Origin of the sequence: Streptomyces sp. NPDC001714 (assembly GCF_042892755.1) — a bacterium.
Lineage (GTDB): Bacteria > Actinomycetota > Actinomycetes > Streptomycetales > Streptomycetaceae > Streptomyces.
Map to the genome: position 1 here is coordinate 14,285 of NZ_JBIAUL010000032.1, position 26,686 is coordinate 40,970.

A 26,686-nucleotide genomic window follows, 5' to 3' on the forward strand; every position below is an offset into this window, starting at 1 on the left:
TGGTCTTCTAGTCGAGCGGTCCGCCGGCCACGTACAGCACCTGGCCGGAGACGAAGCCGGCGGCCTCGTTCGTGAAGAAGGCGATGGCGTTGGCGATGTCCTCGGGCTCGCCGACGCGCTGCACGGGGATCTGGGTGGCCGCGGCGGCCTTGAACTCCTCGAAGCCCATCTTGACGCGCTCGGCGGTGGCCTTGGTCATCTCGGTGGCGATGAAGCCGGGGGCGACGGCGTTGGCGGTGATGCCGAACTTGCCGAGCTCGATGGCGAGGGTCTTGGTGAAGCCCTGCAGACCGGCCTTGGCCGCGGAGTAGTTGGCCTGACCGCGGTTGCCGAGCGCCGAGGAGGAGGACAGGTTGACCACCCGGCCCCAGCCCGCCTCGACCATGTGCTGCTGCACGGCCTTGGTCATCAGGAAGGAGCCGCGCAGGTGCACGTTGAGTACCGTGTCCCAGTCCGACGCGGACATCTTGAACAGCAGGTTGTCGCGGAGTACGCCGGCGTTGTTGACCAGGATGGTCGGGGCGCCCAGCTCCTCGACGACCCGGGCGATCGCGGCGGCGACCTGGGCCTCGTCGGAGACGTCGGCGCCGACCGCGATCGCCTTGCCGCCGGCGGCGGTGATCTTCTCGACGGTGTCCTTGCAGGCGGCCTCGTCGAGGTCGATCACGGCGACCGCGCGACCCTCGGCGGCCAGTCGTACGGCGGTGGCGGCGCCGATGCCGCGCGCGGCACCGGTGACGACGGCCACCCGCTGCTCAGTGCTGGACATTGCTGTTTCTCCTCGCCCTTGAGAACACCTGATCGAGAATCCGGCCGAATGGTGAGCGACCGCTTAGTACCTTCGACAGACGTGACGCTAGAAGCCCTGGCACGCGGTGTCAACGTCACTCCGCGCAGTGTGATCCATTACCTCACCAGGAGGTCCAGCAATCGCTCCGTCTCGGCGACCGGGTCGCGGGTGAGCCCGGTGTGCACGGGACCCGGCTGTACGACGGTGGACCGGGGCGCGACCAGCCAGCGGAAGCGCCGCCCCGGATCGTCGCCGGCCGCGTGCCCCGCCGCCGCACCGCCCGTGCAGACCCCCTCCACCGCCCCGAGCGCGGCCCGCACCCCGGCCACGTCCGCGTCCGGGTCCAGGGCCAGCAGCCGGGCCTCGTCGAGATGGGTGCGGGCACCGACGTAGCCCTTGGCCCGGCAGTACACGAGCACACCGGCGTTGATGCACTCGCCGCGCTCGACGCGGGGTACGACGCGCAGCAGGGCGTACTCGAAGACGTCCCGGTCGCCGCCCTGGCCGGTCCGGGTGATGTGGCGCTCGGTCACATGTCCGGCCACGTTGATGTGGGTCTCGCTCACTTGGCCCCCTCGATGCCGGTGATGCGCTCGTGGATGACGGCGGCCCGGGCGAGCAGCGGCCGCGCGTAGGTGCGCCGCAGGTCGTCGGGGGTGTCGAAGCCGGGCTCGGCGGCGAGCCAGACGTCCGGGATCTCGGCGGTGACCTCGGCGAGCAGGTCCTCGGTGACCCGGGGCGCCAACTCGGCGGCGGCCGCCCGGACGTCGGGGCCGAACCCGCTCAGCGCGTGCTCGGAGGCGTCGTACGGGCGGGCGGCGGACGCCTCGGCCGACGGCCAGTTGTGCTGCCAGATCATGGTGGCGCCGTGGTCGATGAGCCACAGGTCGCCCTGGTGGACCAGCAGGTTGGGGTTGCGCCAGGAGCGGTCGACGTTGTTGACCAGTGCGTCGAACCAGACGATCCGCCCGGCCTCCTCGGGGCTCACCGCGAAGGCGAGCGGGTCGAAGCCGAGGGCGCCGGACAGGAAGCCCATGCCGAGGTTGGTGCCGCCACTGCCCCGCAGCAGGTCCTGCACCTGCTGCTCGGGTTCGCCGAGCCCGAGCACCGCATCCAGTTCGACGGTGACCAGCCGGGGCATCCGGAACCCGAGCCGGCGCGCGAGTTCACCGCAGACGACCTCGGCGACCAGCGTCTTGCGGCCCTGCCCCGCGCCCGTGAACTTCAGGACATACATCCCGAAGTCGTCGGCCTCGACGAGCCCCGGCAGCGAGCCGCCCTCGCGCAGGGGGGTGACGTAGCGGGTCGCGGTGACTTCTCGCAGCATTTTCCCAGGCCATCCAGCTTCTCAACCGTGCAGTCGACGACCGGGGCTGACCAGGGCAAGGCGGGCGTGCCCTCCCCGGCAGCCCGTCGGCGTCGGTGCGCCCCTTGCTTCCGGCCTCCGGCATGAAGTGAGCATAGTAACCAAGCGTGACAGCGGGCGAAGAACGCTCCGGCCACCTACGGGAGTCGCCGCGAGGCAGGTGCCGACTCCGTCGACGGCTCAGCGCCCGGCCGGGACCGGCTCACCCCGGTCGGCCGAGCGCCTTTCTCCTTGCCCGCCGGGAGGCGACCGACCCGGCGGCGGCAGGCTTCCGGTCCGGGCCGCGACGCCGCACCCCCGGGGCTGCGCCGCGAGGAGCCGGCACAGCTGGCCGGGCTGAGCGTCACCCGGTACCCGTGGCTCGAACAAGGCCGCGATCCTGAAACTGGCGGACGTCCATGACGAGAAGCTTTCCCTCACGGTCTTCCCGCCTGCCCGGGAGAACGGCTCCGAGTGCCCTGCCGGCCGGCCAGGTCACGGTGCCCTTCCGCCCGGTGTGACGGTGCCGCGGCGGACCTGCCCGCTACGGCGCAGGTCAAGACCGACAGCGAACCGACAGCGCTGTTTTACCGAAGCCTCATGTCCAGGTGGTCACTATCTGGATGCCGTCTGAACAGGTGGTGCCCGAAGACCGTACCCCTGGACGGATCAACGAGAAGCTCCGCGGAAGGGAACCCCTCACATGACCAGCGCACCGCTCAACCCCTCGGCCAACCCGGCGCGCCGCACCGTGATGGTGGCGGCCGGAGCGGCAGGGCTCGCCGCCGCGCTGACCGCCTGCGGGTCGTCGGACGACGACTCCTCGAGCTCGACCACCACGAACGGCAACGCGGGGGGTGGCTCCACCACCCAGGACAGCAACGGCTCGGCCGGCGGCACCGCGCTCGCCAAGACCACGGACATCCCCGAGGGCGGCGGCACGATCTACAAGGACAAGGCCGTGGTCGTCACCCAGCCGACGTCGGGCACGTACAAGGCGTTCTCGACGAAGTGCCCGCACGCCGGCTGCGCGGTGACCAGCATCGCCAACGGCGAGATCGTCTGCCCCTGTCACGGCAGCAAGTTCGCCATAGCCGACGGCAGCGTGAAGCAGGGCCCGGCGACCACGGGTCTGACGGCGGCCAACATCACGGTCTCCGGCGACCAGATCTCGCTGGCCTGATCCTCAGGACCGCCGACGCGGTTGTTTGAGGCAGCCGAGCACCTCGTCCGTGGTCGCGACCGTGGCGACCAACGCGAGGGTGTTGCGGACCATCGCGGGGGTGTACTCGGAGGGCACTCCCGCGATGGCATCGGCCGGGACGACGGCCGTGTAGCCCCGGTTGACCGCGTCGAACACCGCATTGGGAACGGCCACGTTCGCCGAGACACCGGTGACGATCAGGGTGCGGCAGCCGAGGTTGCGCAGCAGCGGGTCGACGTCGGTGCCCTGGATCGGCGACAGGCCGTGCAGCCGTCGTACGACGAGGTCCTCCTCCGAGACCTCGATGGGGGGCGCGACGCGGACCGCCGTGGTGCCGGAGAGCTGCCGGACGGGCAGCCGTTCGGCGGCACGGAACAGGCGGGCGTTGTGGTTGGCGCCCCGGCCGTCCGGGCGGCGTTCGGCGATCGCGTGGATCACCTGCACACCGGTGTCGTGCGCCGCGGCGACAAGGCGGGCGATGTTGTTGAGCGCCCCCGACGTCCGAGCCTCACGGGCGAGTTCGGGCAGCGCGCTGTCCGGGCCCACCACGCCCTGCTGGCACTCGACGGTGAGCAGCACGGTGCTCACCGGGTCGAGGAGTTCCGCGAGCCGTTCGTACGACGACGGCATGACGCCCCCTTCCGCCTTGGTGCGGGGCGGGTGACACTAACCGCCATCGCGCGGGAACGGAAGAAGAGAAGAGGGGGCCGCATGACCGTCACTCAGCGCCGGGGCCGGAAGATCATGATGACGCCCGGTGAGCTGGACGAGTTCCTCACCACACAGCGCACCTGCCGGGTCGCGACCGTCTCGGCGTCCGGCGCCCCGCACGTCAGCGCCCTGTGGTTCGCCTGGGACGGCACGTCCCTGTGGCTCTACTCGGTGGTGCGCAGCCAGCGCTGGAAGGACCTCAGCCGCGACCCGCGGGTGGCGGTCGTGGTCGACTCCGGTGAGGAGTACGACCAGTTGCGCGGCGTCGAGCTGAGAGGGACGGTCGAGTTCGTGGGCGAGGTCCCGCGCACCGGCGAACTGGTGGCCGAACTCGACTACATCGAGACGGTGTTCGCCCGCAAGAACTTCGGCCTGGACGAGATGCCGCACGACGGCCGGCACGCCTGGGCCCGGCTCACCCCGACGAAGATCGCCTCCTGGGACTTCCGCAAGCTGGGCACGGCGTAGGGGCGTTCAGGAGTCACGCGGCAGGCAGCAGGCTCAGGCGATCGCCTCGGCCGCGCCGCGCAGCGCCTGCACCGCCGCCCGGATCGAAGGGCGGCGGTCGGCGTCGGCCCGCCAGACGACGTACACATGGCGGCGCACCCGCTGCTTCAGCGGCACCATGACCACGCCCTCCGGCACCGGGTGGCGGCCCAGCAGCGGGGCGATGCAGACGCCCAACCCGGCGGCGACCAGGTTGAGTTGGGTGTGCGTTTCGGCCGCCCGGTGCCCGACGACGGGCTCGATGCCGCGCGAGCGCAGCGTGAACATCAGCCATTCGTGGCAGAACTCGCCCTTGCCCCAGGTGATCCACTCGTCCTCGGCGAACTCGCCCAGGTCCACCTCCTCGCGGTCGGCGAGCCGGTGCCCCACCGGCAGTGCCACCTCGGCGGGGTCGTCCAGCAGAGGTGCCTTGACCAGGCCGTCGGGCAGGGGCATCGGCTTGTTGTACCAGTCCAGGACGACGGCGAGGTCGAGGTCGCCGCGGACGACTCCGGCGATGCCGTTCTCCGGTTCCAGTTCACTGGAGCGGACGCGCAGCGCGGGGTGCCGGGCGCGCAGGGCGGCCAGTGCGGTCGGGAACAGGCCGCGGGCGGCCGTCGGGAACGCGGACAGCCGGAGTTCGCCGACGACCTGGCCCCGGTGTGCCTCCAGGTCGGACTGGGCCAGCTCGACCTGGGAGAGGATCCGGCCCGCGTGCTCGGCGAGCAGCCGCCCGGCGTCGGTGAGCCGGATGCCCCGGCCGTTCTTCGCGAGGAGCTGCTGGTCCACCTCGCGCTCCAGCTTGCCCATCTGCTGCGACACGGCCGACGTCGTGACGTGCAGGGCCTCGGCGGCGGCGCTGACCGAGCCGTGCCGGGCGAGGGCGTCGAGGGTGCGCAGGCGCTCCAGATTCAACATGTAAGCGATTCTAAGAGGTACCGGGTGAGAAATCTCGATTGTGCTACGAGGTTGCCTCCCGCATCGTGAAGGGCATGAGCCCTGGCGACGACCGGCGCGCAGCTGTTGCCGGCGACGGTGCAACTGGCCGTGGTGACACCGTTGTTCACGTCCTTCCCGACGCGCTTCGCACTGGTTCCGTTGCTGGCGATCGCGGCACTGGGCGCGCTGGGGACGGGGCTGGCGGTACTCGTCCAGTACGGGCTGGTGCCGGAGGTGGGGCCGACCACCGCGCAGATGGTCCCGTACTTCATCCCGGTCATCGCCGCCGCGGCGGGGGTCGCGGTGCTGGGCGAGTCGCTGCGGTGGAGCACGCCGGTGGGGACGGTGATCGTCCTCGCGGGAGCGGCCCTCACCCAAGTACGGCAGCGCCCCGCAGGGGGCGCTGGGGGCACCCCCGGCCGAAGGCTGGGGGAGGAACCGCGCGGCCGGCCCCCACCGGCCCGCGGTGAACGAACGGCATGGCCGGTGGAGCGCTCAGGCCTGGACGCGCCCCCTCGCCGGTGTCACCGCCCTCGCCACCGCCGCCGCCAGCGGACCGGCCTCCTCGGGTGTCAGCGTCGAGACGGTGACGCGGATGCCCGGTGGGGTCGCGAGGCGATAGCGGGCGCCCGGGGCGACCGCCCACCCTTCGTGCAGCAGCCGGGACACCGCGCCCGTCTCGTCCGGGACCGGGACCCAGACGTTCATGCCGCTGCGGCCGTGCGCCTCGACGCCGTGGTCCGCGAGCGCGTCGACGAGGAGGTCGCGGCGGGCCCGGTACGCCGCCGCCACCTCCGGGCCGTTCACCGCGCCGTCGGTCCACATCCGGACCACCGTGCGCTGCAGCAGGCGGCTCACCCAGCCCGGGCCCAGACGCTGGCGCCCCCGCACCCGGTCGACCGTCACCTCGTCGCCGGTCAGGGTGGCCAGGCGCAGGTCGGGGCCGTAGGCCTTGGCGACCGAGCGGACGAAGGCCCAGTGCAGGGTGACGCCCGCCAGGGGGTGCAGGGGGAGGTCGACGATGCCGTGGCCGTGGTCGTCCTCGATCAGCAGGGTGTGCGGGTGGGCGCGCAGGACGGCCCGCAGGGCACGCGCGCGTGCGGCGCTCACCGCGGCGCCGGTGGGGTTGTGCGCCCGGGCCGTGACGATCAGGGCGCGGGCCCCGGACTCCAGGGCCCGGCGCAGGGCGTCGGCACGCGGCCCCTCGTCGTCGACGGCCACCGGGACGGTGCGCAGCCCCAGCGCGGGGATCAGATCGAGGGTGCGGCCCCAGCCGGGGTCCTCGACGGCGACCGGGTCGCCGGGCTTGAGGTGCGCCAGCAGGACGCGTTCGGCGGCGTCCAGGGAGCCCGAGGTGACGGTGAGCGGCCCGTCGGGCACGCCGTCGGCGGCCAGCTCGGCGCGCGCCATCCGCTCCAGCTCCGGCTCGACGGGGTCGGCGCCGTAGAGGACCGGGTCGCGGTCGCACTCGGCCGCCACCGCCGCCAGGACCGGCGCGAGGGCGGGCAGCAGCGCGGGGTCGGGGTTGCCGGAGGACAGGTCGCGCACCCCGGCCGGGACGTCGGGGAGCTGGTCCCGTCCGGTGGTGGCCGGCTTCGGCCGGACCCGGCTGCCCCGCCGGCCGTCGGTCTCGATGACCCCGCGCTCGCGCAGGGTGCGGTACGCGGCCGCGACCGTGTTGGGATTCACCCCGAGGGTGCTCGCCAACTCCCGCATCGGGGGCAGGAGTTGCCCCGGCTCCAGCTCCCCGGAAGCCACCGCGCGCTCGACGCTGGCCGCAATCTCCGCTGCGCCGCGTCCTTCGATCGGATATTCTCCTAGCACAAAGCAGATTATGCACTAGTGCAATGGAGATGCGCAATGGAGACCGCCGCGCAGGGGACCGTACCGGCCCAGCCCGCCGCCTACGCCAAGACCGACCGCACCGTTCCCACCCGGTCCGCCGAGCGGGCGTCGTACGACAGGGAACTGGTGCACGCGATCCTCGACGAGGGCTACCTCTGCCACCTCGGCTTCGTGCGCGACGGCGCGCCGGTGGTGCTGCCGACGCTGTACGGCCGGGTCGGCGAGGTGCTGTACCTGCACGGCTCGACGGGCTCGCGTCCGCTGCGGATGACCGGCCAGGCCGACCCCGGCCTCGCGGTGTGCGTGACGGTCACCCATGTCGACGGCCTCGTGCTGGCCCGCTCGGCCTTCCACCACTCGGTCAACTACCGCTCCGTGGTGGTGCACGGCATCGCCCACCAGGTCACCGACCCCGAGGAGAAGCGCCGCGCCCTGGACGCCCTGGTCGACCACGTGGTGCCGGGCCGGGCCGCCGACTCCCGCCCCGCCGACAAGAAGGAACTGGCCGCGACCGCGGTGATCCGCCTCGACCTGAACGAGGTCTCCGCCAAGACCCGCACGGGCGGCGCGAACGACGAGCCGGAGGACATGGACCTCCCGCACTGGGCCGGCGTGCTGCCGCTGCGCAAGGGGTACGACGCTCCGGTCGCGAACGGCGACCTGTCGGCGGACGTTCCGGTGCCGCCGTACCTGAAGACCCGCTGACGCGTGACGCCCGCTCCGGGGGCGCGGGGCCACCCCCGACCGGCGGCCGACGACGCTCAGACAGCCGGCTCCCGCACCACACCCTCACCACGCGCCAAGGGCTCGGCGGAGCCCTTGGCAGGCGTGGACGACTGCGCGATGAACGCGCCCAGCAGGACCACGGCTCCCCCCACCAGCTGCGGCGCCGACAGCCTCTCCCCCAGCAGCACCCACGCCAGCACGGTCGCCACCACCGCCTCCAGGCAGGCCACCACCCCCGCCACCTGCGGAGACAACCGCCGTACCGACACCACACCCGTGACGTACGCGACGACCGTCGCGACCAGCACGATCCACCCCAGCAGGACCACCGCCGGCACGGCCGTCCCGTTCATCCGCGCGGAGCCGCCCAGCACCGACCAGTCCATCTCCCACGGCCGGGCCACCACGGTGAGCAGGCCCGCCCCGACCAGCAGTCCGTAGGCGATCACCCCCAGCGGATCCGCCCCCTCGCCCCCACCGTGGTCGGCGAGCACGAAGTACCCCACCTGGCAGCATGCCGCCCCCAGTGCCAGCACCAGGCCCAGCGCGTCGAACCGCAGCCCCGCCCACACCTCCACCACGCAGGCGAGGCCGCCCGCCGCGAGGACGACACCGAGCGCGGCGGCGCGGGTGACCGGCCGCCGCTGCACGAACCGGACCCAGCCGAGCACCAGCGCGGGAGCGAGGTACTCCACGAGCAGCGCCACACCCACCGGTATCCGGGAGATGGCGGCGAAGTAGCAGGCCTGGACGCCGGCCACGGCGAGCAGGCCGAACCCGGCGAGCAGCGCCGGCCTGCGGCGCGTCAGGTCACGGTGGCGGACGGCGAGCGGCAGCATCACCAGGGCCGCGCCCGCCACCCGCAGCCACACCACGTCCAGCGGCGCCAGCCCGGCCTCGATCAGGGGCTTGGCCGCGACGCCGGAGCCGCCGAAGGCGAGCGCCGACCCGAGGGCGAGGGAGAGCCCGAGGCCCTTTCCATGGCTGCTGTCAGTGGTGCGCACCGGCACATGATGCCAGGGGGCGACATGAGCGTCACCCCCTATGACACCTGTCTCAACGGCTGGACGTGCGGTGTTCCGCCTCGGCGTCCCGGACCACGTCGGCCGCCCCGGCCGCGCCGACCGCCCCGTCCCCGTCTATCCGCACGGCCAGTTCACGGACGGCCACCCCGGCTCGCTCCAGCACCTCCACGGCCCGGGACTCCGGGTCGAGGACCAGGCCCGCGAGCAGGTCGATGCCGTCGCAGTGGGCCGCGCCACGACGCCGGGCGCGGCTGCGGGCGTACTCCAGGGCGGCCGCGGCCACCGGCGACCAGGCGCCGTCGCCCTTGCCCTCGGCTCGTTCCGCCGTGCGCGGAAGGGCCGGCAGCGCGCCGGAGTCCTCGATCCCGCTCTGCCAGCGCAGGCCGTAACCGATGCTGCGCTGCACGAGGTAGCCCAGCAGACGGGCGAGTTGCGGGGCGTCACCGATGGCGGCGCGCACCTCGGGGTCGTACTCGATCAGCGAGTGCAGCAGATGGGCGGTGTCGACCTGGCGGTCCCCGTCCCGCACGGCCCGGCGGCGGGCACCGGCGACCACCGCTGCCGGCCCGGCACCGAGCCCGGCATCGTCTTCCGCGTGGATACTGCCCCGGTCCTGGGCGGGCTGGCGGGGAATACGGGGTTGCACACCCCTTACCTCATCAATCCCAGGGACCTGAGTCATCGGCGGGGGGAAGCATTTCCGCGTCCCACGCAGAGTGGACGGGGATGGCCGGAATCTCCTCCTTACGGATGAGATCAGGCTGATTCCGGCCACCGGGGCGCGCGCCGCCTTGCCGCGCGCCCCGCACGCAACCGTCGCGCACCCGCCGTACGTCTTCCACCGACGTGGAGAGCGGGTCCTGTTGCTGGCTGGTCGCCCTGCCCGCGGTCGACGGCAGGCAGTACGTGTACCGGGTCCACGCCCCGGCGGACGCGCTGCTCGCGGACCTGTTCTGGGACGCCTGGCACTGCCACGACGAGAGCGCGTTCCCGCGCGCCTGGGACCTGTTCGACGCGGCGCTGATACGGCGGGTCGGCCGAACGGCCCGGGGCGGAACCGGCACCGAGGGGGCCGCCCCGGATCCGCACATTTCCTGACGGTTCATCAGTATTGAATGTTCGAGGCCCTGCGGCTACGTTCCGCGACACCGTAGCCCGACACGAAGGGGTGGCCCGATGGCCGAAGTCAGCGCGGAGGCACGCATCCAGGCACCGGCCGAGAAGGTGTGGGCACAGCTCACCGACTGGCCGGCGTACGGCGAGTGGAACGCGACGCACACCAACTTTCCCAAGGGCGGCCCCGAGACCCTGGCGGTGGGCGGGACCTTCCAGGAGAACATGAAGCTGATGGGCTTCCCTGCGGAGGTCGAGTGGACCATCGAGGAACTGGAGCCGGCGCGGGTGCTGGCGATCCGCGGCAAGGGCCCGATGGCGGTGACCGTGGCCACGCGCTACACGCTGACGCCGGACGGGGACGCGACGGGGGTACGGATCGACGGCGAGTTCACGGGCGCGGCCGTGTCGCTGATGGCGGGCAAGCTCAAGGACTCGGCGACGGCCGCCCTCAACGAGTCGCTGCGCAAGCTGGGCGGCCTGGTGGCCTGAGCCGCCCGGCCCGGCGGCACGGGCCGCCGGAGACGGCAGGGCAGACACGACCGGGCGCCCCGCGGATCACTCCGCGGGGCGCCCGGTCTCACCTCACGCCGAGGGTCAGTCCTCGTCCGCGAGGATGAGGTACAGCTTCTTGCGGGTCTCGTTGATGACGGCCAGCGCCTTCTCGCGCTGCTCCTTGCTGCCGGTCTTCCAGACCTGCCCGAAGGCCTCCATCAGACCGAAGCCGGCCTGACGGATCTCGTTGAGGGCCTCGAAGTCGACCCCGCGGGAAGCCTCTTCCCAGGGGGCGTCGGGGCCCTCGTCCGCGGCCGTACGGCCGCTGTCCGTGAGGGAGAACAGCTTCTTGCCGCCCTCGCTCTCGCTGGCGATCAGGCCCTCGTCCTCCAGCAGCTGCAGGGTGGGGTAGACCGAGCCGGGGCTGGGCTTCCACGCGCCGCCGCTACGTTCGGCGATCTCCTGGATCATCTCGTAACCGTGCATCGGGCGGTCCTTCAGCAGGGCCAGGATCGAGGCCCGTACGTCACCGCGCCGCGCCCTCCCCCTGGGACCACCGCGTCCTCGCGGCCCCCAGTGCCCCGGTCCGAAACCGGGGCCGCCGGGACCGAAGCCGGGGCCTCCCGGGCCGAAGGGCCCGAACGCCGCACGCCGGCCGTCACGTCCACCGAAGCCGCCCCGCCCGTGCGGGTGAGGGCCGCCCTGACCATGTCCACGCTCGAATCCGTGGGAACGCATAGCAATCACTCCATCCATCGTTGATCTGTCGCGTATCTTTCGCGATGCCTCGACGATATATCGGAAGCGTTCGCATGACAAGCCCCGACTCGAGCGATCGGCGGGCCGACGAATGACTCGAAGATCTCGCCGACCGGCTCGCCGGCCCGCATCGCCCATCGGCGGCCGGAACGGGCACGTTGCATGACCATGCGTCCTCATGCATAATCTTCCTATGTCCAAGGTCCTCACCTCCCTTCCCGCCGGCGAGCGCGTCGGCATCGCCTTCTCCGGCGGGCTCGACACCTCGGTCGCCGTCGCGTGGATGCGCGACAAGGGCGCCGTCCCGTGCACCTACACCGCCGACATCGGTCAGTACGACGAGCCCGACATCGCCTCGGTGCCCGGTCGTGCGCACACCTACGGCGCCGAGATCGCGCGCCTGGTCGACTGCCGGGCCGCGCTGGTCGAGGAGGGCCTCGCCGCGCTCACCTGCGGTGCGTTCCACATCCGCTCGGGCGGGCGGGCGTACTTCAACACCACGCCGCTCGGCCGTGCCGTCACCGGCACGCTGCTGGTGCGGGCCATGCTGGAGGACGACGTCCAGATCTGGGGCGACGGGTCGACCTTCAAGGGCAACGACATCGAGCGGTTCTACCGGTACGGCCTGCTCGCCAACCCGCACCTGCGGATCTACAAGCCCTGGCTGGACGCGGACTTCGTGACCGAGCTCGGCGGCCGCAAGGAGATGTCCGAGTGGCTGGTGGCCCACGGGCTCCCGTACCGGGACAGCACCGAGAAGGCGTACTCCACCGACGCCAACATCTGGGGCGCCACGCACGAGGCGAAGACCCTGGAGCACCTGGACAACGGCATCGAGACCGTCGAGCCGATCATGGGCGTGCGGTTCTGGGACCCCGAGGTCGAGATCCTCCCCGAGGACGTCACGATCGGCTTCGACCAGGGCCGCCCCGTCACCATCAACGGCAAGGACTTCGAGACCGCCGTCGAGCTGGTCATGGAGGCCAACGCGATCGGCGGCCGGCACGGGCTCGGCATGTCCGACCAGATCGAGAACCGGATCATCGAGGCCAAGAGCCGGGGCATCTACGAGGCGCCGGGCATGGCGCTGCTGCACGCCGCGTACGAGCGGCTGGTCAACGCGATCCACAACGAGGACACGGTCGCGCAGTACCACAACGAGGGACGGCGGCTGGGCCGGCTCATGTACGAGGGCCGGTGGCTGGACCCGCAGGCGCTGATGATCCGCGAGTCGCTGCAGCGGTGGGTCGGCGCGGCCGTCACCGGTGAGGTGACGCTGCGGCTGCGGCGCGGCGAGGACTACTCGATCCTCGACACGACGGGGCCGGCGTTCAGCTACCACCCCGACAAGCTGTCGATGGAGCGCACCGAGGACGCGGCGTTCGGCCCGGTGGACCGGATCGGTCAGCTGACCATGCGCAACCTCGACATCGCCGACTCCCGCGCGAAGCTGGAGCAGTACGCGGGGCTGGGGCTGATCGGCTCCTCCAACCCGGCGATCGGCGCGGCGCAGGCGGCGGCGACCGGGCTGATCGGCAGCATGCCGGAAGGCGGCGCCGAGGCGATCGCGTCCCGCGGGGAGGCTGCGCCGGACGCGGACGAGCTGCTGGACCGGGCGGCGATGGAACTCGGCACGGACTGAGCGTTCCGCTCAGGAGGGCCGACTCGGTGACGGGTCGGCCCTTTCTCCTTGCCGAGGGGCGCTTGGGCGTCAGCGCCGCGGGACGACCCGTCGTGGTCGGGTGCGGCGCCGCCGTGCGTTCTCGCGCAGTTCCCCGCGCCCCTGAGGGGCGCGCCCGCCGTCGTGGTCGGGTGCGGCACCGTCGTGGTTGCTCGCGCAGTTCCCCGCACCCCCGAGGGCGCGCCCGCCGTCGTGAACCGGTGCGGCACCGTCGTGGTTGCTCGCGCAGTTCCCCGCACCCCCGAGGGGCGCGCCCGCCGTCGTGGTCGGGTGCGGCACCGCCGTGGTTGCTCGCGCAGTTCCCCGCACCCCCGAGGGCGCGCCCGCCGTCGTGGTCGGGTGCGGCACCGCCGTGGTTGCTCGCGCAGTTCCCCGCACCCCCGAGGGGCGCGCCCGCCGTCGTGAACCGGTGCGGCGCCGGTGAGCGACACCCCGGTCCCCCGTTGGCTGCACCTGGTGGAAATCGGGCCAGGGCTCCGGGATTGGCCTTGGTCGGCCGTGGTGTGGACGCCCTAGCGTCTGGGGCATGCGGATTCGAATCGTCGATGCCTTTGCCGAGCGGGCGTTCTCCGGGAACCCGGCCGGGGTCGTGCTGCTTGATTCCTTTCCTGACGACGCGTGGATGCAGAACGTCGCCATGGAGGTGAACCACGCCGAGACCGCGTTCGCGCACCCGCTGCCCGAGGGCGGGGACGCGGACTGGGCGTTGCGGTGGTTCACGCCCGTCACGGAGGTCGCGATGTGCGGGCATGCCACCCTGGCCACCGCACATGTGCTGCACACCACGGGAGCGCACGTGGGGCCCGTGCGGTTCGCCAGCCGGAGCGGGGTGCTGGTCGCGACGCCGGGCGGGGACGGGGCGGTCACCCTCGACTTTCCCACCGCCCCGCTCACCCGGGTCGAGGTGCCCGACGGGGTCGCAGGCGCGCTCGGCGCCGAACCCGTCGCCTGCTTCGACACCGGGCCGAACATCGGCGACCTGCTCCTCGAACTCGCCGACGAGAAGACCGTGCTCGGCCTCTCCCCCGACCACAAGGCCCTCGCCGCCTACTCCACGCGCGGGATCATCGCCACCGCCCGCGCCGAGGACCCGGCCAAGGGATACGACTACGTCTCCCGCTGCTTCTTCCCGAACGTCGGGATCGACGAGGACCCGGTGACCGGGAGTGCCCACACCGCTCTCGCGCCGCACTGGGCCGGGCGGCTCGGCAGGGACGATCTGACGGGGCTGCAGGCCTCCCGGCGTACCGGGCTCGTCCGGACGTCGCTGCGCGGTGACCGCACCCTGCTGACCGGGCGTGCGATCACCGTCATCGACGGTGAGCTGCTCACGCCGTAGGCAGCCAGCCCACCTTGCCGGCGAGCAGCGCGTAGCCGACGAACGCACCGATGTCGAGGAGGCTGTGCGCCACCACCAGGGGGCCCACCCGGCCCCACCGCCGGTACAGGTAGACGAACACCACGCCCATCACCATGTTGCCGACGAAGCCACCGATCCCCTGGTAGAGGTGGTACGAGCCGCGCAGGACGGAACTGGCGACCAGCGCCGTCCCGGCGGTCCAGCCCAACTGGTAGAGGCGGCGCAGCAGATAGCCGACGACGATGACCTCTTCGAGGATCGCGTTCTGCATCGCGGAGAGGATCAGCACGGGGTACTTCCACCACACGTCGGGCAGCGCCTCCGGGACCACCGTGAGGTTGAAGCCGAGGCCGCGTGCGGCCAGGTAGAAGGCGATCCCGGCGCTGCCGATCACCGAGGCGATCGCCGCGCCGCGCCCGAGGTCGGGCCAGGGGCGGGTGCGGTCGAAGCCGAGCGTGCGCAGGCTCGCGCCCTCGCGCAGGAGGAGGTGGGCGACGAGGAGCACGGGGACGAGCGCCGTCGCGATGCCGAAGAGCTGCCAGGCCAGGTCCAGCCAGGGGCGGCCGGGCGCGGCCGACGCGTTGAGGGTCGCCGCCTGGTCCTTGAGGCCGCCGGGTTTGGTGACCGATCCGATGAAGCTGATCAGGGCGGACACTCCGCTCGCACCGAGCGAAAGCCCCAGAACGAGCAGCGTCTCGTCCCTGAACATCCGCTGCGAGGGCCGCTCCGGTGGATAAGCACCGGCCACCTGATCCGCCTCCACCTGCACTCCTGCCTCCAGTCGAGCAAACCCTCCCCACGGTCGTCTTCACCACGGGACATCACAGCTTGCCCGATCAACCCGGAGCGGACGCAGCCGACCCCCGCCGCAGCGCCCTGTAAGGGACGCCAGGCTGTGTCGGAGGTGCGGCTCCGCCGCGTGGGCGCGGCCAGCCCCCGATGGCGCGGCACCCGGCAACGCACCGCACCCCCACGGCGCGGCACCCCGCAACGCACCGCACCCCCACGGGGCGCCCCCGTCGGCCTCACCCCAGCGGCACCGGCTCCAGTAACCCCACCGGCCAGGTGTGCACCGGATCCCCGTCGTTCATCAGCTCCGCATAGCGCCGCGTCATCGCCGCCAGCGCCGCATCCCTCGGCAGCCCCTGCTCCAGTGCCCGGTGGAACGTCGCCGACTGCCAGGACGCCCCGTTGACCCGCCTGCGGCACCGCTCCTCGATCACGCCGAGGTAGAGGTCCCGGTCGGCGGGCTCCACCCCCCACGCGGCCAGCCCCGCGTGCGCCAGCGGCAACAGCTCGTCGCGGACCAGGGTGACCGCGTCCACCTCCGCCGTACCGCCGCCGTACCGCGCCCGGCGCGGCCAGACCAGACGCGCGTCGATGCCGTGGCGGCACGCGGCGTCGAAGTTCGCCTCGGCCGCGGCGAACGGCAGCCGTGTCCACACCGGACGGGACTCCTCCGCGAGGGCGCGGACCAGACCGTAGTAGAACGCCGCGTTGGCGACGACGTCGGTGACGGTGGGCCCGGCCGGCAGCACACGGTTCTCGACGCGCAGATGGGGGACGCCGTCGGCGATGCCGTAGACCGGCCGGTTCCAGCGGTACACCGTGCCGTTGTGCAGGACGAGTTCCGCGAGCTTCGGCACCCCGCCCGCGTCGAGGACGGCCAGCGGGTCCTCCTCGTCGCAGATCGGGAGGAGGGCCGGGAAGAAGCGCAGGTTCTCCTCGAAGAGCTCGTACGCCGAGCTGATCCAGCGTTCGCCGAACCAGGTGCGCGGCCGGACGCCCTGTGCCTGGAGTTCCGGCGGGCGGGTGTCGGTGGCCTGGAGGAACAGCGGGGGGCGGGACTCCCGCCACAGTTCGCGGCCGAACAGGAAGGGGGAGTTCGCGCCCACGGCGATCTGCGCGGCGACCGCCGCCTGCGCCGCGTTCCACACGTCGGCGAAGCGGGCCGGGGTGACCTGGAGGTGCAGCTGCACGGAGGTGCAGGCGGCCTCCGGGACGATCGACTTGGACGTGCACACGAGGTGTTCGACGCCCTCGATGTCGAGCAGGAAGTCCTCGCCGCGGGCGGCCACGATCTGGTCGTTGAGCAGGGTGTAGCGGTCCACCTCGGAGAGGTTCGCGGAGACCAGGTCGTCCCGCTCCAGGGTGGGCAGGATGCCGGTCATCACGATCCCGGCGTCCACCTCGCCCGCCTTGCGGTCGGCATACGCCAGCGAGGTGCGGAGTTCCTCCGCGAGCCGGTCGAAAACCCGGCCTTCGAGCCGGTGTGGAGCTATGTTCACTTCCAGATTGAACATGGCGAGTTCTGTTTGGAAATCACGGCTCGCGATACGTTCCAGAACCTGTCCGTTCAACATTCTCGGCATGCCGTCGGCGCCGGCCAGATTCAATTCGATCTCGACGCCCATGAGGTTCTTGGGGCGGTCGAACCGCTTCTCCACCAGCAGCCGCTCCAGCCCCGTCAGGCAGTCCTGGAGCTTTTCGCGGTAGTGCCGGCGATCGGACAGGTCGAACCGGCCCGCCACGACCTTCTCCCCCATCGAAGCGTCCCTCCTCGAATGGGCGGGCCGGGCTTCCGGCCGCCGGTGTCCCGAGTCCAGGTGGGATGATGCCCAGCGGAAGCGATCGATAACGTCGCGCGCTCCACCTCCACCCGCTACTCTGTTGGAATGTGTCCCGCGGCACATTCACGAGGCATGACGCCGCATGCAACTTCGGGTTCCCCGTTCCCCTCGTGAAAAACGCCGACGACATCCGGCCGACCGCGACAGCCTCGTAATCCGAGGTCAGCGGCGTTCCGACGGGCTGGGAATCGGGAGGATTCCGCACGAATCAACGGCCGAATTGCGCCTTGTTCTCTTCTCAGAGACATCCCGGTGAAACACCACCTGAACAGGCGTCGTATAAACTCCGCGAACAAGGCAGAAGGCTGGCGCCCGCGGTCTGGTTCCTGCCGCCTGAGCGACGTGCGGCAGGCAACGCCCGCACCTCTCGTCACCGAACCGGGCCCCCGCCTCTCTGACTTCCTGTGAGCTGACAGCGCCGTCCGCCCCTGCCCTCGCGCCGCCGCGCCTGTCGAATGAGAGGCGACCCACCATGCCGCTGCAAGTCCCTCCCGCCCCCGCGCCCGCACTGCGTTCCGTCCTCACCGCCCTCGGTTCCCCCACCGCGGTCCGCGAGGCCCGGACCCCCTCCCTGCGCACCGCCCAGGGACCCGCGACCCCCGAACTCCCCCTTCCCGTGCACGTACTGGACCGGATCACCCCGGAGGGCGTGTCCGCCACCCGGCTGGCCGGCTGGCGCTTCCTGATCCGCTGCGGCGACCGGGCGGTGGCCGCGGCCGACACGATGCTCACCCCGGACGGCTGGGCCTTCTCGCACTTCTTCGAGGGCCCCTACATCACCTCCACCGAGCGCGCCCTGCACCAGGCCGAAGCCCTGCAACAGACGTACCAGCCGCGCCTGTTGTCCCTTCCGGGCCTCTACATGCTCACCCTGTGGCTGCACGGCGACTGCGCGGCGGACGGCGCCGAGGGGCACCCGGCCGCCACCGACCTGCTCGTGCCGCTGGCACCCGCCCCGCCCGGCATCGCGGCGCACCGGCCGCACCTGGTCGCCGAACTCCTCCCGGTGCTGACCCACCGGATCACCCCGGCACCCCTGCTCATCACGCCCGCCTGAACCCGTCACCGCCGTACCCCGCCGCTCCCGGACGAGTGGCGGGGTACGGGCGTTTTCTTTTTCGTTCCGCTCGTACGAGCAATTCGCCGCTCCTAAGAGCCGTAATAGCCCTCACCCCGCACGGGCCCACCGTCCGGACTAGCCCCATCCGGCCATACGAAACCATCCGAATTGGCAACCCGGTCGAGATGAACCGTCCGCGCGGGTGACGCGTCTCCAACCTGTGAGAAGCGGTGCAGCGAAATCCCTGCGGAGCAACGCCAGGAAGGCAACACTGGTTTCCGACCGACTCATCACCACGGGGGACGACATGACCACGACCGAGCGAGAGACCCTATCCATGTGCCAGCACCAGCCGCCGTGTCCGACAGCCGAATCCGCCGACCGGGAGTCCGCCCGCCTCATGGCGCACCACCCGGAGCAGGGGTGGAGCCTGCTGTGCAACGGCGTTCTGCTCTTCGAGGACACCGGTGAGCTCCTGCCCGACGGCCAGATCATCGCGCCGCACCGCCCGCTCGGCGCCGGCCGCGTGGTGACCGCCGCCTGAGAGACCCAGCGCACCACCCCGGGCGGCCCCGCCGCTCCGCCCGGTGACCAGCAGGGGCCGGACGCACACACACGGTGCGCACCGGCCCCGACGTGCGTTCAGGGCCGGTTACCCTCTGTGGCCGAGCGCTGTGCGTAGCGCGAAGTAGGCCGGTTTGGGAGTGAGTTGCTCGTCCCAGGGCAGGGCCGCGCCCTCGCCCGGGAAGAACGCGGGGATCCACGAATACTTGTCCGTGTAGTCCCAGACGGTGATGCCCACGCACCTGCGCACCGCGAGACACGCCTTGGTCAGATCGGCGTACCAGGTCGCCTGCTCGGCCAGTTTCTCGTCGGTGGCCGGCAACTGCATCCGCACGTCCACCTCGGTGAGCGCGGTGTCCAGGCCGAGGCGGGAGAAGCGCCGGAGGTTGTCCTCCAGGGTGGTCGGATAGCCGTACTGGAGGGCGAGGTGGGCCTGGAAACCGATGCCGTCCAGCGGGACGCCCTCGGCCTTCAGCTCCTGGGCGAGGGCGTAGTAGGCGTCGCTCTTCGCGCCGAGGCCCTCGATGTTGTAGTCGTTCAGGTAGAGCCTGGCGTGCGGGTCGGCCTGGTGGGCCCAGCGCAGCGCGTCCGCGATGTAGCCGGGGCCGAGCGTCTTGTACCAGAGGGTCTCGCGGTAGCTGCCGTCCTCGTTGAAGGCCTCGTTGACGACGTCCCAGGAGTAGACCCTGCCCCGGTAGTGCCGTACCTCGGTCTGGATGTGCTTCTTCAGGACCGCCCGCAGCTCGGCGGCCGTCCACTCGCGTGAGGTGAGCCAGTCGGGCAGCTGGCTGTGCCAGACCAGGGTGTGGGCGCGGACCTGCTGGTGGTTCCGGCGGGCGAGGTTCACGATCTGGTCGCCGTTGGTCCAGTCGAAGACGCCCTGCTGGGGCTCGGTGGCGTACCACTTCATGCCGTTGCCGGGCGTGATCATGTCGAACTCACTGCCGAGCAGCTTCGTGTAGGCGGTGTCGGTGAGTTCCGGGTTGTCGGTGGCGCTGCCGAAGTAGCGGCCGTGGCGCTGGGCCAGTTCGGCGAGGGTGGGCTGCCGGTCGTGGGCCTGGGCGGCGGGGCCGGTGGCGACTCCGGCCGCCACGAGTACGGCCGCGAGGGCACCGGCGAGTCTGAGACGTGTGCGGGACATCGTGCGACTCCAATCAATCAGGGATCAGCCCTTGGTGGCGCCGGCGGTGAGGCCGCCGACGAGCTGGCGCTCGGCGACCGAGTAGAAGGCCAGGGCGGGAACCATGGCGAGGACCAGGTAGGCGAAGACCCGGGCGGTGTCGGTGGAGTACTGGCCCTGGAACTGCTGCACACCGATGGGGATGGTCCACCAGGTGGAGTCGGTGAAGACCAGCAGCGGCAGGAAGAAGTTGTTCCAGCTGGTGACGACCGCGAGCACGGAGACCGTGCCGAGCGCCGGCCGGGCCATGGGCAGCAGGATCCGCCAGAAGAAACCGAACGGCCCACAGCCGTCGAGGGTGGCCGCCTCCTCCAGTTCGCCGGGGATCTCCCGGAAGAAACCGCGCAGGATGATGATGGTCATCGGCAGCCCGAACGCGGCCTGCGGCAGGATCACGCCGAGCGGGTTGTCCAGCAGGTTCATCGAGCGCAGCAGCAGGAAGAGGGGCAGGGCGGCCACCGCGAAGGGGAACATCAGGCCCATCGTGAACACGGTGAACAGGACCTCCCGCCCGCGGAACGCGAACCGCGCGAAGGAGAAGGCCGCCAGCGCCGACACCGCGACCACGAGCACGGTGGTGGCGATCGCGATCAGCGTGCTGTTGCCGATCAGCCGCCAGAACGCGCCGGAGCCGAGGATGCCGGTGTAGTTGGAGGTGATCCAGGACTCGGGCAGCCCGACCGGGTTGCGGGACAGCTCGCTGGTCGTCTTGAACCCGGAGAGCAGGGCGTACAGCAGGGGTACCACCATCACCGCGCCGACCACGACGAGGATCACGTGCAGGGGCAGGTTCCGTACGGCTGTCCGGCGGCTGCTGCTCATGCGCCGTCTCCCCTCATGTTCGTGGTGGCGCCCGCCAGGTCGCGGCGGAGCACGAACCGCTGGTAGGCGAGGCCGAAGACGAGGCTGACGGCGAACATGGCGACGCTGATCGCGCTGGCGTAGCCGACCTGGTAGCGCTTGAAGCCGTACTGGAACATGGTCACGGCCATGGTCTCCGAGTGGTGGTCGGGGCCGCCCGCGGTGACCACCCACACCAGGTCGAAGAGCTGGATGGAGCCGATCACCGACAGGAAGACGCTGATCCGCAGGGTGGGCGCGAGCAGCGGCAGGGTGACGTGCCGGAAGCGCTGCCAGGGCGAGGCGCCGTCGACGGTCGCGGCCTCGGTCAGCTCGGCCGGGATGGACTGGAGTCCGGCCAGGTAGAGCATCATGTGGAAGCCGAAGTACTTCCAGGTCATGACCAGGAAGAGGGTGGCCATGACGGTGGAGGGCTCGGAGAACCACTTCCCGCCGAGCGCGCCGAGGCCGATGTCGCTCAGGATGTGGTCGGCGAGCCCCTCGTCGGGCGCGAAGATCATGCCGAACAACACGCCGGTGATCGCCTCGGAGAGCACGTACGGGGCGAAGAACAGCATCCGGTAGACGGCCCGGCCGCGGATCCGCTGGTTGAGCAGGACCGCCATGGCGAGCGCGAACGGCAGTTGCAGCGCCAGCGAGAGGACGACCAGGAGCAGGCAGCGCCACAGGTCGCCGAGGAAGACGTCGTCCTGGAAGAGCCGGGTGAAGTTGTCGGTGCCGATGTAGTCGGAGGGCATGCCGAAGCCGCCCCAGCGGAAGAACGCGGCGTACAGCGCGAACAGGATCGGCAGCAGGACGAGGACGCCGAACAGTGCCAGGGCGGGCAGCTGGAAGCCCATCGCGGTGAGCCAGTGCAGCAGCCGGCGCCGGGAGCGGGCCCGGCTTGAGGTCGGCAGCGGCTGCGGCGCGGCGTCCGGTCCCGACCGCGTGCCGGGCAGGTAGGTCGAGGTCATCGGGCGGCCTACTGCTCTTCCTTCGCGGTCTTGGTGATCGCCTGGGTGACCTGTTCCGGCGACTTGGAGCCGGCGATCAGCCCGGCCACGCTGTCGTTGATCTGCTGGCCGACGGCGGGCGCGTACGCCTGGTCGAGGTAGAGCTGGAATCCGGTGGCGGCCTTCAACTGCGCCTGTACCGCCTTGGTGTTGGGGTCGCTCAGCGCCTTCTCAGCGCCGGGGACCACCGGGAGGGTATTGGTCTTCTCGACGAGCACCAGGTCGGTGGTCTCGGAGGCGAAGAACTTCAGGAAGTCGACGGCTTCCTTCGGAGCACCCTTGCGCAGGGCATGCCCGCCGCCACCGCCGAAGACCTCGGTGATGGCACCCTTGCCGCCGTCGACCGCGGGGAACGGGAAGAAGCCGAGGTCCGAGCCGAGGCCCTTGCCCGCGTCCGCCTCCACCACCGGGGCCCACTGGCCCATCAGCTCCATGGCCGCCTTGCCGTTGCCGACGGCGGCCGCCTGGCCGGTGGGCGCCGAGTAGGCCGCGCCGAGGAAGCCCTTCTGGAACGGCTGGAGATCGACGAGGTCCTTCAGGTGCTGTCCGGCCTCGACGAACCCGGTGCCGGTGAAGTCCTTGTCCTCGTCCGCCTTCTGGAGGGCGTCGAGACCGGCCGTGCGCATCGCCAGGTACGCCCAGTAGTACATACCTGTCCAGCTCTCCTTGCCCGCGAGGGCGAGCGGGGTGATGCCGGCGGCCTTGAGCTTCCGCACGGCGTCGAGGAATCCGCTCCACGTGGTGGGAGGTTCGCTGATCCCCGCCTTCTTGAAGTGCGCCTTGTTGTACCAGAAGCCGATCATGCCGATGTCGAACGGAATGCCGTACAGCTTCTGGTCGATGAGGTACGGCTGCTTGGCGACCGACAGCATCCCGTCCGCCCAGGGCTTGGTGCCGTCGGTGAGGTCCTCGACGAGGCCGGCGTCGACCTGCTGCTTGAGGACCCCGCCGCCCCAGGTGTGGAAGATGTCCGGGAGTTTGCCGGAGGCTATGAGCGCCGTCATCTTGGATTTGTAGGCGTCGTTCTCCAACTGCACGATCTTCAGCTTCACGTGCGGGTTCTGAGCCTCGAACTTCCTGGCCAGGCCCGCCCAGACGTTCTTGGTCGGCTGGGTGGTGGAGATGTTCCACCACTCGACCGTGACCTTCCCCGACGACGAGGACCCGCCGTCGCCCGAGCCGCAGCCGCTGAGGGCGGTCATGCCCAGACCGGCTGCCGCGGTGGCCGCCAGGAATCCGCGCCGGGACAGTGCCGGGTCGCCCATGATGCGCTCCTTGGGGTACGGGACGACCGACGCCGTCCTGGTTCGGTGGTGCTCTGGGGCCGCGGTTTTCGAAACATTCGGCGTTTCCACCGAACGTTCCGAACGGGGACTCTAGAAAGGCGGATCAGGAGCGTCAAGGTGTCGCGCATCAGCTCATCGGCACGTATTCGAACCAGTCGAAGGCGGCCCGCCCCTCCGTGACGTACATGCCGATGACCCGGCCGGTGAACCCGCCCGCCACCTCGGTGGAGAGATAACGGCCGTCGAGTTCGGCCAGCCGAACGACACCGTCGGACGTTTCGATCGAAAGGGTCACGGCGTCGGGCCCGGCGGGGCGGACCCCGGTCGCGCCCCCGTCCTCCCCGGGCGCGGTGCCGGTGGGCGGCGGAACCGGGGCCGTACGGACCTCGATCACCAGGGTCAACGGCCCCGGCGGCACCGCGCGTTCGGCGATCCGTTGCCGCACCGGCCCGATCCGGACGAGCGCGCTCGCGACTCCCCCGCTCACCTCCAGGTCGTAGTGGTGGGCCTCGTCGATGCGGACCGACAGGCCCGCGCGTCCCGGCCCCGGTTCGAGCAGGGCGGCGGCCCGGCAGTCGGCGTGCTGCTGGCGCCGGCCGACGAAGGTGTGCCCGGCGCGGTCGAGGCTGTCCCCGGTGGCCGTGAGCGTCAGCCGGCCGGGGCGCTCGGTCAGCGACCAGGATCCGTCCGGCCGGCTGCGCGGGGAGATCCAGTGCGGCGCGAGGCCGGGGGCCGTGAAGTCGTCCCGTGCGGGCGGCTGTTCGACCGGGTGCCAGGCGGCCGGAGCCTCGTGCCGCTTCCGTACCCGCCCCATGCGGGGCCAGCCGTCCACCCACTCCACCGGGGCCAGGAAGGTCTCCCGGCCGAGCACGTGGAACTCGGGGAACCAGCCGCGCGGCCGGGTGCCGAGCAGCACCGCCCACCAACTGCCGTCGGCCGCCTGGACGAGGTCCGCGTGCCCGGTGCTCTGGATCGGCTCCCGGGTGCCCCGATGGGAGACCAGCGGATTGCCGGGCGCCGCTTCCCAGGGCCCGCGCGGCGAGCGGGCGCGGGCCACGGACACCCCGTGCCCGAGGGCGGTGCCGCCCTCGGCGACCAGCAGGTACCACCACTCCCCGACCCGGTACAGGTGCGGTGCCTCCGGGTCCCGCAGCCCCGTCCCGGACCACGCCGGCAGCGGCCCCTCCAGCACCTTCCCGCTCCGGGTGTCGATCCTGGCCACCGCGACCCCGGCCACGGCACACCAGCAGTCGCCGTTCTCGTCCCAGGCGAGGTCGGGGTCGATGCCGGGGACGTCGATCCACACCGGGTCGGACCAGGGCCCCTCGGGCCGCGCGGCGGTGACGAGGAAGTTGCCGCCGGCACTGACGTTGGTGGTGACGACGTGGAAGAGTCCGTCGTGGTGCCGGATCGTCGGGGCGTACACGCCGCCCGAGGCCGGGGTGCCGTCGGGCAGGGTCAACTGCCCGGGCCGGTCGAGGACGTTGCCGAGCTGGCGCCAGTGCACCAGGTCCCGGCTGTGGAAGAGCGGGACGCCGGGGAAGTACTCGAAGCTGGAGCAGACGAGGTAGTAGTCCGCCCCGACCCGGCACACGCTCGGGTCGGGGTGGAAGCCGGGGATGACCGGGTTGCCGTAGGTGCGCATGTGCGCGTCCCGCATGTGTGTGCCCCTCCCAAGCCGCGCCGAAACTTTCGGCGAGGTCGGCGAACATTACGGAGCGCACTGTAGGAGCCCGCCCAGGGCCCGACAAGGCGGCGGTCAGAGCTTCAACCGGTACGGCAGCATGCACACCACGACGTCGGTGCGGGCCCGCAGGACGGTGGCGAGGAGCAGGCCGCGCTGGTTCTGCAGTATCTCGTAGCGCCGGTGCCGGGGTTCCACCTCGGGGATGAGCACGGCCACTTGGCGACCGTCCGCCGCCGCCCGCTGCACGTAGTCGACGACCGGCTGCACCAGCGAGCGGTGCGGGCTGTCGATGATGTCGAGGCGCACGCCCGGGTTCCAGCGCGCCCAGGCCTCCTCCAGCGCCCGTGACCTGTCCGGGTCGCCGTGCACCGCGACCGCGACCACCTCGTCGCCGAGGGCGAGGGCGGCGCCGAGGGCGTGCCGGGCGAGCTTGCTGACCTCGCCGATCGGCACGATCACCAGACTCGCGGTGCGCCGGGCCGGCGGTTCCGGGATGCGGCCGAGGCCCAGTTCCTCGCCCACCTCGGTGTAGTAGCGCTGGATGCGGGCGAACAGCAGCATCATCAGCGGTACGGCGATCACGACCACCCAGGCGCCGGAGAGGAACTTGGTGAACAGCAGGATGACCCCGGCCAGGGTGGTGAGCACGGCACCGGTGCCGTTGATGAGTGCGCGGCGCTTCCAGCCGGCCGGGCGCTGGGTCGCCCAGTGCCGGACCAGGCCGGTCTGGCTGAGGGTGAAGCCGATGAAGACGCCGATGGCGAAGAGCGGGAGCAGGCGGTGGGTGTCGGCGTCCGTGGCGAGCAGCAGCAGCGCGGCGAGCAGGGCGAGGGCGACCACGCCGTAGCGGTAGACCGGGCGTTCGGCACGCAGGCCGAAGAGGTGGGGCAGCCGGTGGTCGCGGGCGAGCAGGCTCATCAGCACCGGCAGTCCGCCGAAGCTGGTGTTGGCGGCGAGCCCGAGGACGAGGGTGACGACGAGGTTGGTGGCGTAGTAGGGCCAGCCGGTGCCGTAGGCGCCCGCGGTGAGCTGGGCGAGGACCGTCACCCCGCCGCGCGGGGCCACATGGTCGCGGTGGATCAGGACGGCCAGCCCGATCAGCATGATCCCGAGGAGCGCACCGAGCATCAGTTCGGTGCGCTGGGCGCGCCTGACGCTGGGGGTGCGGAAGGTCGGTACGGCGTTGGCGATGGCCTCCACACCGGTCAGGGCCGAGCAGCCGGACGAGAACGCCTTGAGGATCACCAGCGCGCTCAGTGCCTCGGTCGCGTGCACGGGCCGGTCGGTGCCGACGACGGCGACCGGGTGCCCACGCAGCAGGCCGAGCAGGACGACACCGAGGATCGCGACGATGAACAGGAGCGTGGGCAGCATCAGCACCCGGGCGCTCTCGGTGACACCGCGCAGGTTGACGGCCGTCAGCAGGGCCAGGCCGAGCAGGCAGACGAGCAGCTTGTCGTGGGCGAGGGCCGGGAAGGCGGAGACGAGCGCGTCGGCGCCGGCGGCGAGGCTGACCGCGACGGTGAGCACGTAGTCGACGACCAGGCTGGCGGCGGCCAGCAGGCTCGCGGTGGCACCGAGGTCGGACTTGGCGACGGCGTAGGCACCGCCGCCGTCCGGGTGAACGGCGATGACCTGCCCGTACGACACGACGAGCGCCGCGAGCAGGAAGGTGATCGCGAGGGTGATGGGCAGGGTGGCGGTGAGCGCCCCGGTGCCGGCGACCACCAGGGCCAGCACGATCGCCTCGGGGCCGTACGCCACCGAGCTGAGCGCGTCCAGGGACAGCGCGGCCAGCCCTTCCAGGCTGGTCAGGCGGTGCTTGTCGCCCTCCCCCGGGCGCAGCGGGACCCTCGGTCTCAGCTCACGGCGTGCCAGGCCATACGCCATCGGTACCTCATCACGGCCGGTGGGACGGTCGGCAACAGTGTCCTCTGTGCCATGTCC

At 71.6% G+C, this 26,686-nt stretch carries 26 protein-coding genes and 2 pseudogenes; 11 read left to right on the plus strand and 17 right to left on the minus strand.

What is annotated here, in order from left to right; genetic code table 11:
* Positions 1-7: 7 nt before the first annotated feature.
* The 3 genes from fabG to ACFY0P_RS47000 all read right to left on the minus strand — a co-directional run bounded on the left by fabG (position 8) and on the right by ACFY0P_RS47000 (position 2,117).
* Positions 8-769, minus strand: coding sequence for a 3-oxoacyl-ACP reductase FabG (gene fabG / locus ACFY0P_RS46990; RefSeq protein ID WP_089105586.1), 762 nt, complete (start codon positions 767-769; stop codon positions 8-10).
* A 137-nt stretch (positions 770-906) separates the two neighbouring features.
* Positions 907-1,356: a DUF3037 domain-containing protein gene (locus ACFY0P_RS46995; protein ID WP_388928589.1), complete on the minus strand. Its 450-nt coding sequence runs from the start codon at positions 1,354-1,356 to the stop codon at positions 907-909.
* Positions 1,353-2,117 carry a HipA family kinase gene (locus ACFY0P_RS47000; RefSeq protein ID WP_388928591.1) on the minus strand — a complete coding sequence of 255 codons (765 nt, stop codon included), beginning with the start codon at positions 2,115-2,117 and terminating at the stop codon, positions 1,353-1,355. Before ACFY0P_RS47000 ends, ACFY0P_RS46995 begins: the two co-directional genes overlap by 4 nt.
* Positions 2,118-2,377: 260 nt before the next feature.
* Here ACFY0P_RS47000 and ACFY0P_RS47005 point away from each other — a divergent pair.
* Positions 2,378-2,531: pseudogene (locus ACFY0P_RS47005) on the plus strand (XRE family transcriptional regulator); the annotation flags it as partial.
* Positions 2,532-2,838: 307 nt separating this feature from the next.
* Positions 2,839-3,318, plus strand: coding sequence for a Rieske (2Fe-2S) protein (locus tag ACFY0P_RS47010; protein ID WP_388928592.1), 480 nt, complete (start codon positions 2,839-2,841; stop codon positions 3,316-3,318).
* Between the two features lie 3 nt (positions 3,319-3,321).
* Here the strand turns inward: ACFY0P_RS47010 and ACFY0P_RS47015 are convergent, their stop codons facing one another.
* A complete protein-coding gene (locus tag ACFY0P_RS47015) occupies positions 3,322-3,969 on the minus strand; it encodes a cysteine hydrolase (protein WP_388928594.1) in 648 nt (215 codons plus the stop codon).
* An 81-nt stretch (positions 3,970-4,050) separates the two neighbouring features.
* Here ACFY0P_RS47015 and ACFY0P_RS47020 point away from each other — a divergent pair, with 81 nt between their 5' ends.
* On the plus strand, positions 4,051-4,518 hold the full coding sequence (locus tag ACFY0P_RS47020; RefSeq protein WP_388928596.1) for a pyridoxamine 5'-phosphate oxidase family protein: 468 nt from the start codon (positions 4,051-4,053) through the stop codon (positions 4,516-4,518).
* A gap of 33 nt (positions 4,519-4,551) precedes the next feature.
* Here the strand turns inward: ACFY0P_RS47020 and ACFY0P_RS47025 are convergent, their stop codons facing one another.
* Positions 4,552-5,454, minus strand: coding sequence for a LysR family transcriptional regulator (locus ACFY0P_RS47025; protein ID WP_388928598.1), 903 nt, complete (start codon positions 5,452-5,454; stop codon positions 4,552-4,554).
* 81 nt (positions 5,455-5,535) lie between these two features.
* Between ACFY0P_RS47025 and ACFY0P_RS47030 the strand changes: the two are divergent.
* Positions 5,536-5,865 (plus strand): annotated as a pseudogene (locus ACFY0P_RS47030) (EamA family transporter); the annotation flags it as partial.
* A gap of 105 nt (positions 5,866-5,970) precedes the next feature.
* Here the strand turns inward: ACFY0P_RS47030 and ACFY0P_RS47035 are convergent.
* Positions 5,971-7,299, minus strand: a complete 1,329-nt coding sequence (locus ACFY0P_RS47035; protein ID WP_388928600.1) for an aminotransferase class I/II-fold pyridoxal phosphate-dependent enzyme — start codon at positions 7,297-7,299, stop codon at positions 5,971-5,973.
* A 36-nt stretch (positions 7,300-7,335) separates the two neighbouring features.
* On the opposite strand from ACFY0P_RS47035, the gene ACFY0P_RS47040 reads away from it, so the two are divergent.
* Positions 7,336-8,025 carry a pyridoxamine 5'-phosphate oxidase family protein gene (locus ACFY0P_RS47040; protein WP_388928602.1) on the plus strand — a complete coding sequence of 230 codons (690 nt, stop codon included), beginning with the start codon at positions 7,336-7,338 and terminating at the stop codon, positions 8,023-8,025.
* A 56-nt stretch (positions 8,026-8,081) separates the two neighbouring features.
* Here ACFY0P_RS47040 and ACFY0P_RS47045 read toward each other — a convergent pair whose 3' ends face one another.
* Both ACFY0P_RS47045 and ACFY0P_RS47050 read right to left on the minus strand, forming a co-directional pair.
* Positions 8,082-9,056, minus strand: a complete 975-nt coding sequence (locus tag ACFY0P_RS47045; protein ID WP_388928603.1) for a DMT family transporter — start codon at positions 9,054-9,056, stop codon at positions 8,082-8,084.
* Positions 9,057-9,102: 46 nt separating this feature from the next.
* Positions 9,103-9,717 carry a Clp protease N-terminal domain-containing protein gene (locus ACFY0P_RS47050; RefSeq protein WP_388928605.1) on the minus strand — a complete coding sequence of 205 codons (615 nt, stop codon included), beginning with the start codon at positions 9,715-9,717 and terminating at the stop codon, positions 9,103-9,105.
* 200 nt (positions 9,718-9,917) lie between these two features.
* Between ACFY0P_RS47050 and ACFY0P_RS47055 the strand changes: the two genes are divergently transcribed.
* The gene (locus ACFY0P_RS47055) at positions 9,918-10,169 is read left to right on the plus strand and encodes a hypothetical protein (protein ID WP_388928687.1); all 252 of its coding nucleotides are present in this window, start codon (positions 9,918-9,920) and stop codon (positions 10,167-10,169) included.
* A 78-nt stretch (positions 10,170-10,247) separates the two neighbouring features.
* On the plus strand, positions 10,248-10,676 hold the full coding sequence (locus ACFY0P_RS47060) for an SRPBCC family protein (RefSeq protein WP_046727218.1): 429 nt from the start codon (positions 10,248-10,250) through the stop codon (positions 10,674-10,676).
* Positions 10,677-10,781: 105 nt separating this feature from the next.
* On the opposite strand, the gene ACFY0P_RS47065 is transcribed toward ACFY0P_RS47060, so the two are convergent.
* On the minus strand, positions 10,782-11,417 hold the full coding sequence (locus ACFY0P_RS47065; protein ID WP_388928607.1) for a PadR family transcriptional regulator: 636 nt from the start codon (positions 11,415-11,417) through the stop codon (positions 10,782-10,784).
* A gap of 214 nt (positions 11,418-11,631) precedes the next feature.
* On the opposite strand from ACFY0P_RS47065, the gene argG reads away from it, so the two are divergent.
* Positions 11,632-13,080, plus strand: coding sequence for an argininosuccinate synthase (gene argG / locus ACFY0P_RS47070; RefSeq protein ID WP_388928609.1), 1,449 nt, complete (start codon positions 11,632-11,634; stop codon positions 13,078-13,080).
* Positions 13,081-13,645: 565 nt separating this feature from the next.
* Positions 13,646-14,458, plus strand: a complete 813-nt coding sequence (locus ACFY0P_RS47075; RefSeq protein WP_388928611.1) for a PhzF family phenazine biosynthesis protein — start codon at positions 13,646-13,648, stop codon at positions 14,456-14,458.
* On the opposite strand, the gene ACFY0P_RS47080 is transcribed toward ACFY0P_RS47075, so the two are convergent.
* Complete coding sequence (locus tag ACFY0P_RS47080; RefSeq protein ID WP_388928613.1) at positions 14,448-15,248, minus strand: CPBP family intramembrane glutamic endopeptidase; 801 nt, start codon at positions 15,246-15,248, stop codon at positions 14,448-14,450. The two genes, ACFY0P_RS47075 and ACFY0P_RS47080, sit on opposite strands and share 11 nt — an antisense overlap.
* 256 nt (positions 15,249-15,504) lie before the next feature.
* Positions 15,505-17,025 carry a glutamate--cysteine ligase gene (locus ACFY0P_RS47085; protein WP_388928615.1) on the minus strand — a complete coding sequence of 507 codons (1,521 nt, stop codon included), beginning with the start codon at positions 17,023-17,025 and terminating at the stop codon, positions 15,505-15,507.
* Between the two features lie 556 nt (positions 17,026-17,581).
* Here ACFY0P_RS47085 and ACFY0P_RS47090 point away from each other — a divergent pair.
* Positions 17,582-18,166, plus strand: a complete 585-nt coding sequence (locus tag ACFY0P_RS47090) for a hypothetical protein (protein WP_388928617.1) — start codon at positions 17,582-17,584, stop codon at positions 18,164-18,166.
* 340 nt (positions 18,167-18,506) lie between these two features.
* Positions 18,507-18,713: a DUF5999 family protein gene (locus tag ACFY0P_RS47095; RefSeq protein WP_181807334.1), complete on the plus strand. Its 207-nt coding sequence runs from the start codon at positions 18,507-18,509 to the stop codon at positions 18,711-18,713.
* Between the two features lie 108 nt (positions 18,714-18,821).
* Here ACFY0P_RS47095 and ACFY0P_RS47100 read toward each other — a convergent pair whose 3' ends face one another.
* The 6 genes from ACFY0P_RS47100 to ACFY0P_RS47125 all read right to left on the minus strand — a co-directional run bounded on the left by ACFY0P_RS47100 (position 18,822) and on the right by ACFY0P_RS47125 (position 26,629).
* Positions 18,822-19,874: an endo-1,4-beta-xylanase gene (locus ACFY0P_RS47100; protein WP_388928619.1), complete on the minus strand. Its 1,053-nt coding sequence runs from the start codon at positions 19,872-19,874 to the stop codon at positions 18,822-18,824.
* A 24-nt stretch (positions 19,875-19,898) separates the two neighbouring features.
* Positions 19,899-20,735, minus strand: a complete 837-nt coding sequence (locus tag ACFY0P_RS47105; protein WP_388928621.1) for a carbohydrate ABC transporter permease — start codon at positions 20,733-20,735, stop codon at positions 19,899-19,901.
* Positions 20,732-21,727: a carbohydrate ABC transporter permease gene (locus tag ACFY0P_RS47110; RefSeq protein ID WP_388928623.1), complete on the minus strand. Its 996-nt coding sequence runs from the start codon at positions 21,725-21,727 to the stop codon at positions 20,732-20,734. The genes ACFY0P_RS47105 and ACFY0P_RS47110 overlap by 4 nt, the downstream gene beginning before the upstream one ends.
* Before the next feature lie 8 nt (positions 21,728-21,735).
* Positions 21,736-23,031 (minus strand): extracellular solute-binding protein, encoded by a 1,296-nt coding sequence (locus ACFY0P_RS47115; protein WP_388928625.1) that lies wholly within the window; start codon positions 23,029-23,031, stop codon positions 21,736-21,738.
* Between the two features lie 148 nt (positions 23,032-23,179).
* A complete protein-coding gene (locus ACFY0P_RS47120) occupies positions 23,180-24,697 on the minus strand; it encodes a glycoside hydrolase family 43 protein (RefSeq protein ID WP_388928681.1) in 1,518 nt (505 codons plus the stop codon).
* 114 nt (positions 24,698-24,811) lie between these two features.
* On the minus strand, positions 24,812-26,629 hold the full coding sequence (locus ACFY0P_RS47125; protein WP_388928627.1) for an APC family permease: 1,818 nt from the start codon (positions 26,627-26,629) through the stop codon (positions 24,812-24,814).
* Positions 26,630-26,686 lie beyond the last annotated feature (57 nt).